This window comes from Vibrio galatheae, from assembly GCF_000967545.1.
Taxonomy (GTDB): domain Bacteria; phylum Pseudomonadota; class Gammaproteobacteria; order Enterobacterales; family Vibrionaceae; genus Vibrio; species Vibrio galatheae.
In genome coordinates this window covers 92,754-108,232 of record NZ_JXXV01000005.1, presented here as the reverse complement: position 1 = coordinate 108,232, position 15,479 = coordinate 92,754, and the positions used below count along the sequence as shown (strand labels likewise).

The 15,479-nt window shown below is 46.9% G+C and carries 11 protein-coding genes; 3 read left to right on the top strand and 8 right to left on the bottom strand.

The annotated features are described in order from the left end of the window. Positions 1–114: 114 nt before the first annotated feature. On the bottom strand, positions 115–3,573 hold the full coding sequence (gene recC, locus TW81_RS01770) for an exodeoxyribonuclease V subunit gamma (RefSeq protein ID WP_045954006.1): 3,459 nt from the start codon (positions 3,571–3,573) through the stop codon (positions 115–117). Positions 3,574–3,829: 256 nt separating this feature from the next. On the opposite strand from recC, the gene TW81_RS01765 reads away from it, so the two are divergent. Continuing rightward, positions 3,830–5,143: a mechanosensitive ion channel family protein gene (locus tag TW81_RS01765; protein WP_045954005.1), complete on the top strand. Its 1,314-nt coding sequence runs from the start codon at positions 3,830–3,832 to the stop codon at positions 5,141–5,143. Between the two features lie 134 nt (positions 5,144–5,277). On the opposite strand, the gene TW81_RS01760 is transcribed toward TW81_RS01765, so the two are convergent. The 6 genes from TW81_RS01760 to TW81_RS01735 form a co-directional block, all read right to left on the bottom strand. Further along, on the bottom strand, positions 5,278–6,996 hold the full coding sequence (locus TW81_RS01760; RefSeq protein ID WP_045954004.1) for an ABC transporter substrate-binding protein: 1,719 nt from the start codon (positions 6,994–6,996) through the stop codon (positions 5,278–5,280). A gap of 112 nt (positions 6,997–7,108) precedes the next feature. Beyond that, entirely contained in the window at positions 7,109–7,381 is a 273-nt protein-coding gene (locus TW81_RS01755) for a DUF2160 domain-containing protein (RefSeq protein WP_045954003.1), read from the bottom strand. Positions 7,382–7,392: 11 nt separating this feature from the next. Continuing rightward, the gene (locus TW81_RS01750; RefSeq protein WP_045954048.1) at positions 7,393–8,211 is read right to left on the bottom strand and encodes a carbohydrate ABC transporter permease; all 819 of its coding nucleotides are present in this window, start codon (positions 8,209–8,211) and stop codon (positions 7,393–7,395) included. A gap of 16 nt (positions 8,212–8,227) precedes the next feature. After that, entirely contained in the window at positions 8,228–9,091 is an 864-nt protein-coding gene (locus tag TW81_RS01745) for a carbohydrate ABC transporter permease (RefSeq protein WP_045954002.1), read from the bottom strand. Next, on the bottom strand, positions 9,091–10,191 hold the full coding sequence (locus tag TW81_RS01740; RefSeq protein WP_045954001.1) for an ABC transporter ATP-binding protein: 1,101 nt from the start codon (positions 10,189–10,191) through the stop codon (positions 9,091–9,093). Before TW81_RS01740 ends, TW81_RS01745 begins: the two co-directional genes overlap by 1 nt. 5 nt (positions 10,192–10,196) lie before the next feature. After that, entirely contained in the window at positions 10,197–11,285 is a 1,089-nt protein-coding gene (locus tag TW81_RS01735; RefSeq protein ID WP_045954000.1) for an ABC transporter ATP-binding protein, read from the bottom strand. A gap of 344 nt (positions 11,286–11,629) precedes the next feature. Between TW81_RS01735 and TW81_RS01730 the strand changes: the two genes are divergently transcribed. Next, positions 11,630–13,498, top strand: a complete 1,869-nt coding sequence (locus tag TW81_RS01730) for a sigma-54-dependent Fis family transcriptional regulator (RefSeq protein WP_045953999.1) — start codon at positions 11,630–11,632, stop codon at positions 13,496–13,498. Here the strand turns inward: TW81_RS01730 and TW81_RS01725 are convergent. Continuing rightward, the gene (locus TW81_RS01725; RefSeq protein ID WP_045953998.1) at positions 13,495–14,463 is read right to left on the bottom strand and encodes a TDT family transporter; all 969 of its coding nucleotides are present in this window, start codon (positions 14,461–14,463) and stop codon (positions 13,495–13,497) included. The genes TW81_RS01730 and TW81_RS01725 overlap by 4 nt on opposite strands. 101 nt (positions 14,464–14,564) lie before the next feature. On the opposite strand from TW81_RS01725, the gene TW81_RS01720 reads away from it, so the two are divergent. Continuing rightward, the gene (locus TW81_RS01720; protein ID WP_045953997.1) at positions 14,565–15,458 is read left to right on the top strand and encodes a LysR substrate-binding domain-containing protein; all 894 of its coding nucleotides are present in this window, start codon (positions 14,565–14,567) and stop codon (positions 15,456–15,458) included. Positions 15,459–15,479: the final 21 nt, after the last annotated feature.

Here is a 15,479-nt window from a genome sequence, read left to right as displayed (position 1 = left end):
TCGCTAGCCTGCAACAAACCCACCGAATAATGGTCCCTCTGACCTGTGGCCGTACAGCGAACGCCCTACACTATAATGATTTACTGGCGGCCACCTACTTTCTCCACTTTATCTTCAAGAAACATCTTCACTTATTTGCGCCTGCAAGCGTGGAGTTTGCAGCACAAGTGCGGTTAACGTTCGCACCTCACAAGCTAAGTCATCATTCCACGTTGGCCAAATTCGCGCGATATAAGGATCTTTTCCTTCCCCCGTCGCCATAAAGCTGTCGTTGAATGTTTCGGCCATTTTCTTGAGTGATTTCTCTTCATCATCGACCCAATTCCCGCGATTAAAGCCCGCCTCCACACTCGCTAAGGCCGTTTTGGGGAAATAACACAATGGCTGTGTCATGCCTTGATAGAACAAACGAACCAACTCAGATAGCAAACCATGCGCGTGCTGAGCGTCGGTGATTTCCGGGTAAATCAGATGCACCACGCCCTCTTTGCGATCATAGCCAATCAGATGAGTGCGTTTACTTACGCCCATCGCCGACATCGCCAAATGATCAATCCAAGCCGATAGATAATCTTGGCTACGTATCTTGCCACTACGGAATCGAATCAATCCCGATTGATAATATTGGGTCAGCCAACCAATGAGGTTGATTTTTTTGTCTGAGCCGAGCACATCAAAGTTCAGTTTGATTTCTAAATCATCACACTCAGCACCGCACAAGAACGCCAGTTTCTCCTCCAGCTCCTGCGTTTGTACACGATTGGTTTCAAACTCAATATCGCCAAACGCCCCAACTGGCAGTTTTCCTTCCGCGCGCTGCTGTTTAACAAAGTCCTCAATGACCGCCTTTCCTGCTTGAGCATCATTGAGTTGCTGCTTGAGTAACACTTCAAGCAAGCCATCACGCATCTGGTAGCTCTCTAATCCATTGAGCACAAATGGTTCATCGTCTTCCATCACTGGTAACGGCGGTTCAAACATCACTTTTAAGCGGCGATTAAAGAAGTACTGTACCGGTAAGCGCCAAAAACGTTGCAACTCGACTAGATCCAATTCCAATGGATAACTCGCATCAAGCAAGTAATCTGCTAATTCACGATTAAATTCACCGCTGCTTTGCCCGAGTCTGTTGGCGGCTGGAAGCCACTCTTTAGCGTAGCTTGGCTGCTGCCCCGAAAATGCGCTAGCACTAAATGGCACCATTGAGTGATAAGTGATCAGTTCGCTCAGCAGCTTATCGCCAGAATCGTCACTGGCTAAAGACTGATCCCCCTCTAGGCAATAATTCTGCTGACAATATTCCATCAGCTCCGCCACCAATACCGATGGGACACGTTCGGTATTATCTTGAATGGAGCGACCAACATAACTGATATACAAGCTTTGTTGCGCGGATAACATGGCTTCTAAAAACAGATATCTGTCATCGTCTCGACGAGAACGATCCCCCGCTTTAGTGCGACCGTTCATCAGATCAAAACCTTCCGGCGGCATTGAGCGCGGATAAACACCATCATTCATGCCTAACAGACAAACCGCTCGGAATGGAATCGAACGCATCGGCATCAAGGTACAGAAGTTAACTTGTCCAGCAAGGAAACGTTGGCTGATACGTGTCGCCGACAATTTGTTTTGCAGGTATTGAATAATAATTGCCGGAGCTAATTGTTGCTCAAACGCTGCATCGGTTAGCTGCTGTTTTAAATTGGCTAACGTATCGCGGATCGATTTTAGCGCCGCCTCTCCTTCCAACTCGACACTAAAGAAATCATCGAGTAACAAAGTCAACACTTCACGCCAGCTATCAATAGACTGGTTTTTTAGGAGTTTAACTCTGTAATCGCTAATAGTTTCAATGTAATGGGCTAGCTTACCAGCAAGTTCTGCCCCCATGCCTTGCACTTCATTGTATGGCGCAAGTGGGCCAGAATTGGATTCAAATAGCCCAACCGATTGCTCCATTGCATAACCGAGCAGCATACGATCGATGCCAAATTGCCAAGTATTCTGGCTTGTTTCTGGCAGATCAAACTCTTGGCCTGTCGTCGAGTTTAAGCCCCAGCGAATACCCGACTGCTCAACCCACTGTTTGGCGAGGATAAACTCATTCTCATCCAAACCAAATCGCGCCAATATCGCCGGTGTTTCGAGCAATTCGAGTAGTTCTGACGCCAAGCAGCGCGTATTTGGCAAATTCACCAACTGCATAAACGCATTGAGAATAGGGCTCTCCTGATCGGCGGTGCGGTCAGAAATTGAGTAAGGAATAAACCGCTCGCCTGGCGCGTTACCAAACACCGCTTGAATAGCAGGGCTGTAGGCGTTGATGTCGGCCACCATAACAATAATGTCACGCGGCTTTAGGCTTGGGTCCGCATCAAACATAGCTAACAGTTGATCGTGCAGCACTTCTACTTCGCGCATCGGACTATGACAAGCGTGCAAGGTCAGCGACTTATCTTCTAATGACACCGCTTGTTTATGCTCACTGCTTTCAAGCTTATTGTCATCCTGATGTTCTTCGAGGTTGAGAATATCGGCCTGTAATTGATGGAGCAAAGAGTCACGCTCGACCTCAACAAAGGCTTCAATTTCATGAGATTCCAGTTGCGACAATAAGTACATATTATCGCGCCCTAATTTCCCCATTGAAGCAAGTAGGCTATTGCCAACCGCATCGGTATGTAACTCGTCAATCAAGTTGTCTTCGAGTGAGCCTTTCAGTTGCTCACTCTCCCCGTGCTGCTCTGAGTGGTCTTGATTCCACACTAAGTGCTTGCGCTGCTTGGCTGCCAAACGGGCTAAGAATTTTCGGTCACGAACCTCACCCCAATAGTAACGGCAAGGGTTGGTAAACATAAGGTGCACATCGATATGTTCACCAATCGCTTTAAGCGCATCCATGTAACGCGGTGGCAGAGAGGTAATACCAAAGACAAACAAACGTTGTGGTAAATGGGTAAAACTGCCACGAAAGTTGTCTAACGTGTCGATAAAGTGCTCGTACAAGTTAGCACGATGAAATGGAGACTGGCCGAGTGCGAGGGTGTGATCATACAAGGCTTGCCATAAGATTGGCTGCCACGGGTGTTCATCTTGCAGCTCCAATACGGCTTGCCCGGCTTCCCAGCTCGCGATCCACTCTGGACGGTAAACTAAGTAGCCATCAAAAATATCGGCAATTTTCTCTGAAAGTTGGTACAGCTTCGGATTGTCTTCATCGTTGGCCAAATAGCGTTTAAGTGGTGCGAACTCTGGCTGTTCCAGCAGATTCGGCAAGACATGCATCAGCTTCCAAGTCATCGACTCTTTGTTGAACGCACTACGCTGCGGCACGTCATCGAGCACTTCGGTGAACATGTTCCAGATAAACGTCGCCGGTAAAGGAAAATCAATATTGGCTGCCACACCAAACTCTTTGGCTAATTCCATTTTCAACCACTGCGACATCCCCGGGCTTTGAACTAAGATCTGTTCTTTTTCAAACGGGTTTGCCAGCGGATTAAGTCGAATGAGTTCAACCAACAGAGACTTTAAGACATCTACTTGATTCGAATGGTAAACAGTAAACAAAGTGAGTGCACCGAACGCCGATTTATACTGATTATTAGCTTACCACAGCGATATTTTTTCCAGCAGCAATCTTAGTCACTAACAGAGTAAAAGGTTACCTGATACACAGTGTCTCTCCGCTTCTGGACGAATAACTGAATTGCGACAACACTTATCAATACGTTAAGCACCGATTTTGCCTGAGTTTGGGACAGCTCAGAGAGACTTAAAATCAAGATAAGGCCAGCTATCCCAGCTCGCAAGTAAGAGATAGACAATGGATTTGATCGCTGACTATTTGCAATCGTTTATTGATTCGATGTCTAGCATCGAGACATACAGCCAAATGGGGATGATTACGCTGATCTATTTGCTGGCCTATTTTCTCGCCAATCGCATCTATAAATATGTACCGATTCTCCATACTGAGCCCTCATCAGAAAGTGATTTTCCCATTCGCATGTTGCTCTATCGGTGTGGAAAACTGCTGTTTCCCATCTTAGCCATTCTGTTGTTGAGAATCTCTTTAGAATTTAGTCATCTGTATATTCAACAAGGCTGGGTTATCCAAATGGCGTTTGCGATTGCCCTGTTGCTGTTGTTTAACTCGTTTATTACGCTGGTGATTAAAACACCACTAGTAGCAAGCGCATTTCGCTGGATTGGGATTCCAATTTTAGTCTTTTACGCGATTGGCATACTCGATGACATCATCGTCATCCTCGAATCGATGTCGATCGAATTAGGCAATATTCATTTGTCTGCCTATGGTTTGGTCAGAACCTTGATCTTCGGTTCGTTGCTTTTCTGGCTCGGACGTGTTTCGAATACCACTGGCCAAACCATTATCCGCAAACAACAATCGCTCGATTTCCGTACCCGAGAAATTGTCGCGAAAGTGTTTGAAGTTTCGCTATTTTTTACGGTTATTCTGCTGATCCTACAATTAATGGGCATCAATCTGACCGCCCTAGCGGTATTCGGCGGCGCAGTCGGCGTCGGGTTAGGCTTTGGTTTGCAAGCCATTGCCTCAAATTTCATTTCCGGCATTATCATTATTTTTGACCGATCTATTTCTGTCGGCGATTACATAGAAATGGAAGATGGACGTACCGGCATTGTCACCGAACTCAATATGCGCTCAACCACCCTCGAAACCTTTGATGGTAAAGATATCGTCGTACCTAATGAAAAGTTTATCTCTAGCTCGTTTACCAACTGGACACACAAAAATACTAAGCAGCGTTACCGCGTCGATTTTTCCGTTGCCTATAAAACCGATGTACGCAGCATGGTGGAGCTCGTTAAAGAGGCCGTCGCGACCCACCCACAAGTATTAAGTGGCGACAATATCCCTTTTGAAGAACGACCTGACTGTGAAATCGACAGTTTCGGCGATTCAGGAATCAATATGTTTGTCGAGTTTTGGATGGAAGGTATTGACGATGGACGCAATCGTGTTGGCGGCGATCTGTTACTCATCATCCTTGAAACACTGCAGAATAACGGCATTGAAATCCCCTTCCCACAACGTGAAGTTCGCATGGTGTCAGACGAAGAAAATGATGATCGCTTTAGCAGCAAGTCTTAACACACCAAGAGCAATATTCACTACTGCTTCTGGCCGTTGCTCTTGAAACAGCAAGATAAAACAAAAATGCCCGCTCAAGTCCAAAATGGACAAGAACGGGCAGAGGGAGAAATCATCCAATAAAGTCGTTAACCTTACTGAGCGATGAGATCTTTATACGCGATCGTCTTACCTTGCGGCTTCTCGTTGGCGAGTTTCGCTTTCGGTGCGCCCGGTTGCGATAACCAGTATTGAGGGGCTTTCTTCGGATTCAGTTTCGGCCCACATTCGCCCTGAGCACCACTGCGCTCAAGACGTTGCATGACACGATCTTGCGCTTGTGCTAACCCATCAAGCGCCTCTTGTGGTGTTTTCTCGCCACTGGCCGCTTCCGAAACATATTGCCACCAAAGCTGAGCCAGTTTTGGATAGTCTGGTACGTTGGTGCCCGTTGGCGTCCACTGTTTACGCGCATCACTGCGGTAGAACTCAACCAAACCACCTAATTTCGGTGCCACATCGGTCATCGCTTGCGAATTGATATCCGACTCACGAATAGGCGTTAAACCCACCAAGGTTTTCTTCAAACTTACCGATTTAGATACCACAAACTGGGCGTATAGCCAGGCAGCCTGACGGCGATCAACTGGCGTACTGTTGAGGAATGTCCAAGAGCCGGCATCTTGATAACCTAGCTTCATGCCATCTTCCCAGTAAGGGCCACGTGGCGAAGGCGCCATACGCCATTTTGGTGTGCCATCTTCGTTAACCACAGGAAGCCCAGGTTTGGTCATATCAGCGGTAAATGCGGTATACCAGAAAATTTGTTGTGCGATAGACCCTTGCGCTGGAACCGGACCGGCTTCACCGAACGTCATCCCTTGAGCTTCAGGTGGCGCGTACTGTTTCAACCAGTCGACGTATTTCGTCGTCGCGTAGACCGCTGCTGGGCCATTGGTCGCGCCACCACGTGCGACATCAGATCCAACGGGCTTACAACCTTCAATACGAATCCCCCACTCATCGACAGGCAGACCATTTGGAATCCCTTTATCCCCAGCGCCCGCCATCGAGAACCAAGAGTCGGTAAAACGCCAACCGAGTGATGGATCTTTCTTACCGTAATCCATGTGGCCGTATACTGGCTCACCATCAATGGTTTTGACTTTATTGGTAAAGAACTCGGCGATATCTTCATACGCTGACCAGTTCAGTGGCACACCTAGCTCGTAGCCGTACTCTTGTTTGAATTTCGCTTTCAGATCGTCACGTTCAAACCAGTCAGCGCGGAACCAGTACAAGTTTGCGAACTGCTGATCTGGAAGCTGATAGATTTTGCCATCAGGCCCCGTAGTGAAATCGAGACCAATGAAGTCCGGTAGATCAAGATATGGGTTTGTGACGCTTTTTCCTTCACCTGCGATGAAATCAGAAATAGGCACCACTTTACCGTAACGAACGTGAGTACCTATCAAATCAGAATCGTTGATGTAGCCATCGTAGATATTGCGTCCAGTTTGCATCTGAGTTTGCAGCTTCTCGACCACATCACCTTCTTGAATCAGGTCGTGATTGACTTTAATACCGGTAATTTCATAGAAAGCTTTCGCCAGTACTTTCGCTTCGTACTCGTGAGTGGTAATGGTTTCAGAGGCAACATTGATTTCCATACCTTGGAACGGTTTCGCTGCATCGATGAACCACTGCATCTCTTGTGTCTGCTCTTCTTTCGACAAAGTCGTTGGAGTGAACTCTTGATCCATCCATTTCTTCGCCGCTGCCATGTCCGCAAGTGCGGCAGGTGAAAGTGCAGCAAGTGCGAAAGAGAGCGCTAAGCTACGTGCAAGGTAAGATTTCTTGATATCCTTTTTCATTATTGTCTAACTCCAGTTATGAGTATTCTCGTTTGTTACGTTATTGAGTACGCCCACTCTCGCTGACGACAGCCTACAACTTGAGTGTGAGCACATGTTCATGTCGTTGTCTTTATCCCCACTTCAAAACTGTGCCTAGCCAAATTACGCTGATGGTAAATGGCACCCAAATAGAGAGCTCCGATAAGCCAACAAATCCCAAGTGGATAAAGGCGGAACTCAATAAACCGATAAATAGACGATCACCGCGTGTGGTGGTAATCGGTAGAAACCCTTTGCGCGCAATACATGGCGAACGAATTTCTAGAATTGTCATAGTGAGTAAGATCATCGCTATCCCAACAAAGAAAAGCGCTGAAGGTGTTGTCCATGCCATCCAAGCCATGTTTGTTCTCCTTAAACTCGACCGAGTGCGAAACCTTTCGCAACATGGTTTCTCACAAACCAGATAACTAAAATACCTGGCAAAATGGTTAGAACGCCGGCAGCCGCCAATACGCCCCAATCGATACCCGATGCACTGACCGTACGAGTCATAACGGCAGAGATAGGCTTGGCATCAATCGATGTCAGCGTTCGCGCTAGCAGGAGCTCGACCCAACTGAACATGAAACAGAAAAAAGCCGAGACCCCAATCCCCGAACGGATCATCGGCAAAAAGATTTTGACGAAGAATTTAGGAAAGCTGTAACCATCGATGTAGGCGGTTTCATCAATTTCACGCGGCACACTCGACATGAAGCCTTCTAAGATCCATACCGCGAGTGGCACATTAAACAGACAGTGTGCCAACGCCACGGCGATATGCGTGTCAAACAGACCGACCGATGAATAGAGCTGGAAGAACGGCAACAGAAATACCGCTGGTGGCGCCATCTTATTGGTGAGTAGCCAAAAGAATAGGTGATTGTCGCCAATGAACTTAAAACGTGAAAAAGCATAAGCTGCAGGCAGCGCCACCGTTAAGGTGATCACCATGTTCATCACCACGTAAATGATCGAGTTGACATAGCCCATGTACCAGCTCGAATCAGAGAAAATGGTCGCATAGTTCTTAAATGTCCAATTGTCTGGAAAGAAGCTCAGCCCACCCAAGATCTCTTGGTTCTCTTTAAAAGACATGTTGAGCAACCAGTAAATCGGCAGCATCAAGCAGATGATGTAGAAGGCTAACCCGACAATTTGCGTATAGCGGGTGTATTTAGATTTGGTCATCGCCATTGTAGTTTCCTTACTTGTTTTCACCGTGCGTCATCGCGGTATAGAACACCCAGCTCACCAATAGGATGATTAGGAAGTAGATGATAGAGAAAGCCGCTGCTGGCCCGATATCAAACTGACCGATTGCCATTTTGGTTAGTGTCTGACTGAGGAAAGTGGTTGAGTTACCCGGGCCGCCCCCCGTTAATACGAACGGTTCGGTGTAGATCATGAAGCTATCCATAAAGCGGATCAGAATCCCGATCAGCAATACGCTTTTTAGCTTGGGTAACTGAATGTAGCGAATGATTGACCAAGTTGATGCACGGTCGATGTTCGCAGCTTGATAGTACGCATCTGGAATGGCGCGCAGGCCCGAGTAACACAACAAGGCAATCAATGAGGTCCAGTGCCAAACATCCATTAGGATCACGGTTAACCAAGCATCGACTGGGTTGCCTGCGTAGTTATAGTCAATGCCCATGCCGTTCAACGCCCAGCCAAATAGGCCAATGTCCGCACGCCCAAAGATCTGCCAGATTGTCCCCACAACGTTGAGTGGAATCAGCAGAGGAATCGCCAAGACAATCAAACAGAACGCCGACCATTTACCCTTAGTTGGCATTGTCAGAGCAACGATGATCCCAAGTGGTACTTCGATCAGCAAAATGGTGAATGTAAAACCGAACTGACGTAGTAGTGCGCCATGCAAGCGATCATCATTTAAGATTTCGCGATACCACTCGGTGCCAACAAAATAAGCGGTGTTGGCATCAAAGATATCTTGCAGTGAATAGTTGACCACCGTCATCAGCGGCACGATGGCACTGAACGCCACCAGCACAAAGACAGGTAGCACGAGGAACCACGCTTTATTATTTGCAACCTTATCCATTACTCTTCCCCTACCTTGACTAAGAACTCATCGACATACAGCATGGTCCATTGCTCCGGGAAGCTGATGTAAGCCTCTTTTTCTGGAACACGCTGGTCTTCTTGGAGACGAGCTTTGATTTGTTTATTACCTAGTTGCAGAGTAACAATTTTGTAGGTGCCCAAATCCTCAACGTGCTGTACTTCACAGCGCAATGCCGACTCATTACCCTTTTCCCATACATGAACAAACTCAGGACGAATACCGATCTTGATGTTGCGACTATTCGCCTTGGCAATTGCATGGCGGTACGACTCTGACAGCGGCACTTCCACGCCATCAAACATCACCCCGTTTTCCGTGGGAGTGACCTCCATCAAATTCATTCCGGGGCTGCCAATAAAGTAGCCGACGAAAGTGTGATTCGGTCGCTCAAACAGCTCGCGTGGTGTACCGAATTGCACAATCTGACCGTTGTACATCACCGCAATTTCATCGGCGAAAGTCGATGCTTCAAGCTGATCGTGCGTGACGTAAACCATAGTGATATTGAACTGCTGGTGGATTTGCTTGAGTTTACGGCGCAGCTTCCACTTAAGTTGTGGGTCGATTACAGTGAGAGGTTCATCAAAGAGAATTGCCGACACATCATCACGAACGAGCCCGCGTCCCATAGACACTTTCTGCTTTTCGTCTGCGGTCAGGTGCTGCGCTTTTTTCGACAATACATTGGTCAGTTCGAGAATCTCTGCAATCTCAGTCACTTTGGAGTGAATCTTGGCTTTGTGTACCTTCATGTTCCGCAGTGGGAATGCCAAGTTGTCATACACCGTCATGGTGTCGTAAATCACTGGAAACTGAAAAACCTGAGCGATATTGCGATCTTGTGGGCGCAATTCATTAACGCGTACATCATCAAACATCACGTCGCCTTGAGATGGACTCATCAGGCCAGAAATAATATTGAGCAAGGTCGACTTGCCACAGCCTGATGGCCCGAGAAGCGCATAAGCTCCACCTTGTTTCCAAACGTGATTCATCTCTTTGATCGCGTATGGAGATGAAGCGGTCGGCTTTTTATCGTAAGTGTGCGCAAGCGAATTGAGTGTAATTTGAACCATGACAATTATCCCCTGACATCACGAATCGGGGCATGGATAAGGTTGTGATCCATACCAAAGACATAAAATTTGTGGATTGGAATGTAGATTTTGATCGTCTCATCCACGTCGTAGCTGTGTACGCCAGGCAGATGCAACACCATATCCAGATGGGCATTACGAACATGGAGGAAGGTTTCAGAACCACTGATTTCCGCAACCTCAACTTGAACCGTTAATTCAACATCATCGTCGTTTTTAGGCAGTAAGCTAAGATGGCTTGGACGAATACCAAATTGATATTCCCCTTTGGCTAATTTGCTTAGCGACTGATTAAGCGGAAAATGCGCGCTGTTATCAAAGGTGACTTCGTTGCTGGTCACCGCTCCCGAGATCAAGTTGATCGGCGGCTCACTAAATAAGGTCGCAGAATCCACATTGTCTGGTTTGTGATAGACCGATGCCGTCGGCCCATGCTGAATAACTTTACCTTCATGCAAGATGGTGGTCGTGCCGCCTAACGCTAAGGCTTCGTTCGGCTCCGTCGTCGCATAAATCGCAATGGTATGGCGGCTCTTAAATAACTCGCGCATCTCTTGGCGCAGCTCTTCGCGCAACTTATAGTCAAGGTTGACTAGAGGTTCATCAAACAGGATGATTTCTGCATCTTTGACCAGAGCGCGCGCCATTGCAGTACGCTGCTGCTGACCACCAGATAACTCTAACGGGTGCTTGTTGAGATGTTCAGTAATACGCAACATTTCTGCTGTCGCATGGACACGCTCTTGAATCTCTTTCTCTGCCATTCCAGCCAAACGCAGTGGTGAAGCGACATTCTCAAACACGCTCAAATTGGGATAATTGATAAACTGTTGATAGACCATAGAGATGTTGCGATCGCGTACCGAAACACCCGTGACATCAACGCCATTGACGATTATTTTTCCGGAAGTCGGGCGATCCAGCCCTGCGATGAGCCTCATTAACGAGGTCTTGCCCGCCAACGTACGACCCAACAACACGTTAAACGAACCTGGCTCAAAGGTGAGGTTAACGTCAGAGATATGCATCTCGCCGTCAACAATTTTGCTTACCTGCTCAAGTGTTAGTGACACTAAGAACTCCTTACCATTCGAACAATAATTTTTTTTCGATATTGCTCGATAGAGCGAGAGTCGTGCCAAGTTATAAATTTCGCAACAAATATTTTACAACATGCTCCCCCAAGCCTTTCAACTCAAGGAAGTCTGGTTAAAACACTTAGTAATTGACTTGTTTTATTAGCAATTTCGCATATGAGACCGCCGTAACATTTGTTAATAAAATGTGTTCAAAACATGTTCAACGTGTTCAGATGAGTGATATGTTAAATGAGCGTTTGTGATCATTAGTGTTCACATGCGAACAATTAGAATAATTACTTAAAAATGATTTTGTATCGCTGCTATTGGCCACCACTATGGACAAAAAACACCTATCAATGATTGAGAACTCTTGGCAGCGCTGTCGAGAGGCAGGGCTAGTTCACAACAGTAATCCAATAATAGAAATGGAAACGGGCCAGGCTTTTTCTCATACGCTCGAAGAACATCAAGGCTTGCTCACCACCACTCAACAAAAAGTTTTGCCCTTCTATGACAGCTTACTTGCCAACAGCAACTGTTTGATCACATTGGCAAACAGTAATGGACAAGTGTTGAACAGTTGGGGTGAACAACGCTTTTTTTCACAAAGACAACCACAAGTGTTTCAAAATGGTGTTCACTGGCAAGAGGGCTTGATTGGCACTAATGCAATAGGCACAGCGCTCGAAACTGGGTCAATTGTTCAGGTGTTTCACGATGAACACTTTCTCACCTCAAATCGCTTTATGACAGGATCGGCTGCACCCCTGTTTGATGCCGATAGAAAAATGGCCGGAGTGCTGTCGATTTCAAGTGACGCCTATATGCCGACATCACACACACTAGGTATGGTCAAACTGATGTCACAAGCAATTGAGAATCAGCTCATCGCATCTAAATTTCAATCCGATCACTATTTACTGTGGTTTAACACCGCAGCAGAGAACATTGATAGTCAGTGGTCATCACTGTTGGTATTTAATGAACAAGGTGTCATTGTTTCCGCCAACCGTCGCGCTGAAGTGGTACTTGGTCAGGATCTCGCCCTGCAGCGATTGGAACAAATTTTTGATATCAAACTGGAACAGTTATTGTCACATCCACCATTTAACCCAACCGCCCTCTCGACACATTCACGTTTTAATTTCTACGCTATCATCACACCGCCAAAGGTGGCTAAAGGACGGCAACTCGATTATCGTAAATCCCCAATGAAACAGGATGTGAAAGACGCTAAAGCCCCGTTGGATCTCGAACGATTAAATATGGGTGATCCGAGATTGGCAAAGGCGATAACGCAAGCAAGTCGAATCCTCAATACCGATATTCCAATCCTTATTCATGGTGAAACGGGGGTGGGCAAAGAGGTGTTCGTCAATGCATTGCATCTATCGAGTGAACGAAAACATGCCCCTATGATTGCTGTAAACTGCGCCGCCATTCCGGCAGAACTGGTCGAATCAGAGCTGTTTGGCTATGAGAAAGGTGCGTTCACTGGTGCGAACAACAAAGGTTATATTGGTTTGATCCGTAAAGCAGACAAAGGCACACTGTTTTTGGATGAACTGGGCGATATGCCAATGAATGTTCAAGCGCGCCTGCTAAGAGTATTGCAAGAGCGCAAAGTAACGCCGCTGGGTTCAACGACTTCTTACCCCGTTGATTTTAAACTCGTGTCAGCCACCAACCGCAACTTGAAACAAGATGTCGAGCAAGGGACTTTCCGCCAAGATTTATACTACCGTGTCACCGGACTAAACCTGTCACTACCCGCACTACGTGAACGGACAGATAAAGAAGCGTTAGTAAAATTCTTACTCGCTAAACACGCTCTTGATGAACAAACGCCGAAAATAAGCCTCGACGTATTATCTATGTTCAAATCCCACCCTTGGCCGGGAAACATACGCCAGATGGTTAGCGTAATTCAAATCGCGATTGCCATGGCAGGTGACGAGACCATCGCGATTGAACATCTTCCCGATGATTTTCTCCACGATCTCGAACTGCATCATCCTCAACCCGTGGCTTTGCAATACAGAAATGTCAGCCAGCTTGTCGCTGTTCAACCAGAGGAATTAGAACAAAACGATTGGTTAAGTGTTTATGAGCAAAACGGGCGCAATGTCTCTGCAACCGCGAAAGAGTTAAATATTAGTCGCAACACCTTATATAAAAGATTAAGAGAGCAAGGTCTGCGTTAGACTGCTGATAACGCTGGCGTCACTGGCTTGTAGTGGTTGAAGTATCTCACGGCCACATAGCCAACTACCAGACTGGCAACCAGCAGTTCTAGAGCGGCTAAAAAACGCACTTGTGCTATGTATTTATCAGCCATATCGACGCTTTGCATCCACGCGGCCAACTTATACAGCGCAGTCGCACCAATGACCATGGGAAAAGTAAATGCGGCATAACCTGGGCTAAATGGCAATCTAAGCAGCTTAAAGAACGCAAGGTAAATAATCGTAGTCATCAGTACGGCAATGCCAAACAACAAACCAATAATCAACGGCGAAGGTTGTTCACTCACCGTTAAGTAACCTGCCAGAGAGAGACTTGCTGGCGCGGCTAGGATCGCCATGGTGGGTTTGGCTGCGTCTGGGATCTCGTGACTGAACATGAAGCGATAAATCATCATAGGCAGCATCAGCGCATAAGCTAACATACCAAAGACCAGCGCAGCATGGGCAACGAAGAGCAGAGCGGGATTGCCAGAAAAAGAGACATCCGCAACAATAATGCCTACCGGTGGAACAAACCAACTGGGCAGCATATGGTGTAACTCAAACTGTTGAGCTCGATGGTAAATAAAGCAAGTCAAGAACACTAAGTGTAGCCCAACCGCAAACAGCCAAAGCATGTCCCCTGCCAGCGGAAAAAAGTGCCCCAGCGAATTGGACACCACCATAGTGCTCATCGCAAACGTTGGCACCACACTCCCCACCACTGGGTGCGCAAGATCATCACGCAGCAACTGACGATGAAAAACAAACTTGGCGCTCAGCACAAGCAGTAACACACTCGCTATGGCAGCCCCCGCCCATTGAGCATAGCCATTAAACGTTGCGGCATTTTCCCAACACCAACCCAAACTGGCAATGCCAAGCGCTAAACCTGCCATCGGTGTTGGCGCGCCCATCACTTTTGCTTTCGTTGCTGTAATCATTTTTGCCTCACACTCTGTTGGAACAGGGTCAGTTTACGCTTGCCATTCGTTCGATAATATCTAATTATTTAGAACACACGTTCAGAAATTATAAACAATCAATGGCAAGCAATATTTCGCTTAAACAACTGAGAGTGTTCATCGCAATTACTCAGCACACTACCTTAACTGCAGCCTCGCAATCGCTGTTTCTATCCAAAGCGGCACTGAGCATGGCGTTATCTGAGCTGGAGAAGCAGATCGGCCACTCACTATTTGATCGGGTCAACAATCGTCTTATCCTCAATCAAGAGGGGCAAAAATTACTGCCTTTAGCGGATGAACTCATTGAGCGAGCGCAAGACATCGAGCAATTGTTTGCCGATGAGCACAACCTTTCCGGTAAATTACGTATTGGTGCCAGCGACACCATCGGCAATCAAGTTGCCCCCTACCTATTGAGCGATTTCCGCCACCAAACCAGCCATAAATCGCAAAGCTTGTTTATTTCTAACTCTGCGTTGATCTGTCAGAAACTGGTCGACTACGAGCTAGATCTGGCGCTAATAGAAGGTAAAACACTTCACCCACAGTTGATCTCCACGCAATTTAGTGAAGACGAAATGTGTGTCATTTGCTCGCCTAATTCACCATTGGCACATAAAACAGATTTTCGTCTGGGAGATTTGGAAGCAAGCGAATGGATACTGCGTGAGCCGGGTTCGGGTTCAAGAGAGTTCTTCTTACGCGCAATTGCACCGCGCATTGAGCAGTGGCACGAAGCGTTTCAGCTCAATACAACCGAAGCTCTGATTAACAGCGTTTCGGCAGGCCTTGGACTCGGCTGTTTGTCTAGGCTCGCCGCTCAACAGGCATTAACCGACGGCAGAGTCATCGAGCTTAAACTGTCACTGGATATGAAGCGTCGCTACTGGCTACTGGTACACAAAGAAAAATACCAAAGCCCACTATTACGCTCTTTTATCGACTATTGTCATCAATGGAATAAAGGCTAGCCACATAAAAAAAGGGCAACC

Coding starts and splice junctions, on each gene's coding strand:
- TW81_RS01765 (WP_045954005.1), top strand. CDS start 3,830: ATGGATTTGATCGCTGACTATTTGCAATCGTTTATTGATTCGATGTCT.
- TW81_RS01760 (WP_045954004.1), bottom strand. CDS start 6,996: ATGAAAAAGGATATCAAGAAATCTTACCTTGCACGTAGCTTAGCGCTC.
- TW81_RS01755 (WP_045954003.1), bottom strand. CDS start 7,381: ATGGCTTGGATGGCATGGACAACACCTTCAGCGCTTTTCTTTGTTGGG.
- TW81_RS01750 (WP_045954048.1), bottom strand. CDS start 8,211: ATGACCAAATCTAAATACACCCGCTATACGCAAATTGTCGGGTTAGCC.
- TW81_RS01745 (WP_045954002.1), bottom strand. CDS start 9,091: ATGGATAAGGTTGCAAATAATAAAGCGTGGTTCCTCGTGCTACCTGTC.
- TW81_RS01740 (WP_045954001.1), bottom strand. CDS start 10,191: ATGGTTCAAATTACACTCAATTCGCTTGCGCACACTTACGATAAAAAG.
- TW81_RS01730 (WP_045953999.1), top strand. CDS start 11,630: ATGGACAAAAAACACCTATCAATGATTGAGAACTCTTGGCAGCGCTGT.
- TW81_RS01725 (WP_045953998.1), bottom strand. CDS start 14,463: ATGATTACAGCAACGAAAGCAAAAGTGATGGGCGCGCCAACACCGATG.
- TW81_RS01720 (WP_045953997.1), top strand. CDS start 14,565: ATGGCAAGCAATATTTCGCTTAAACAACTGAGAGTGTTCATCGCAATT.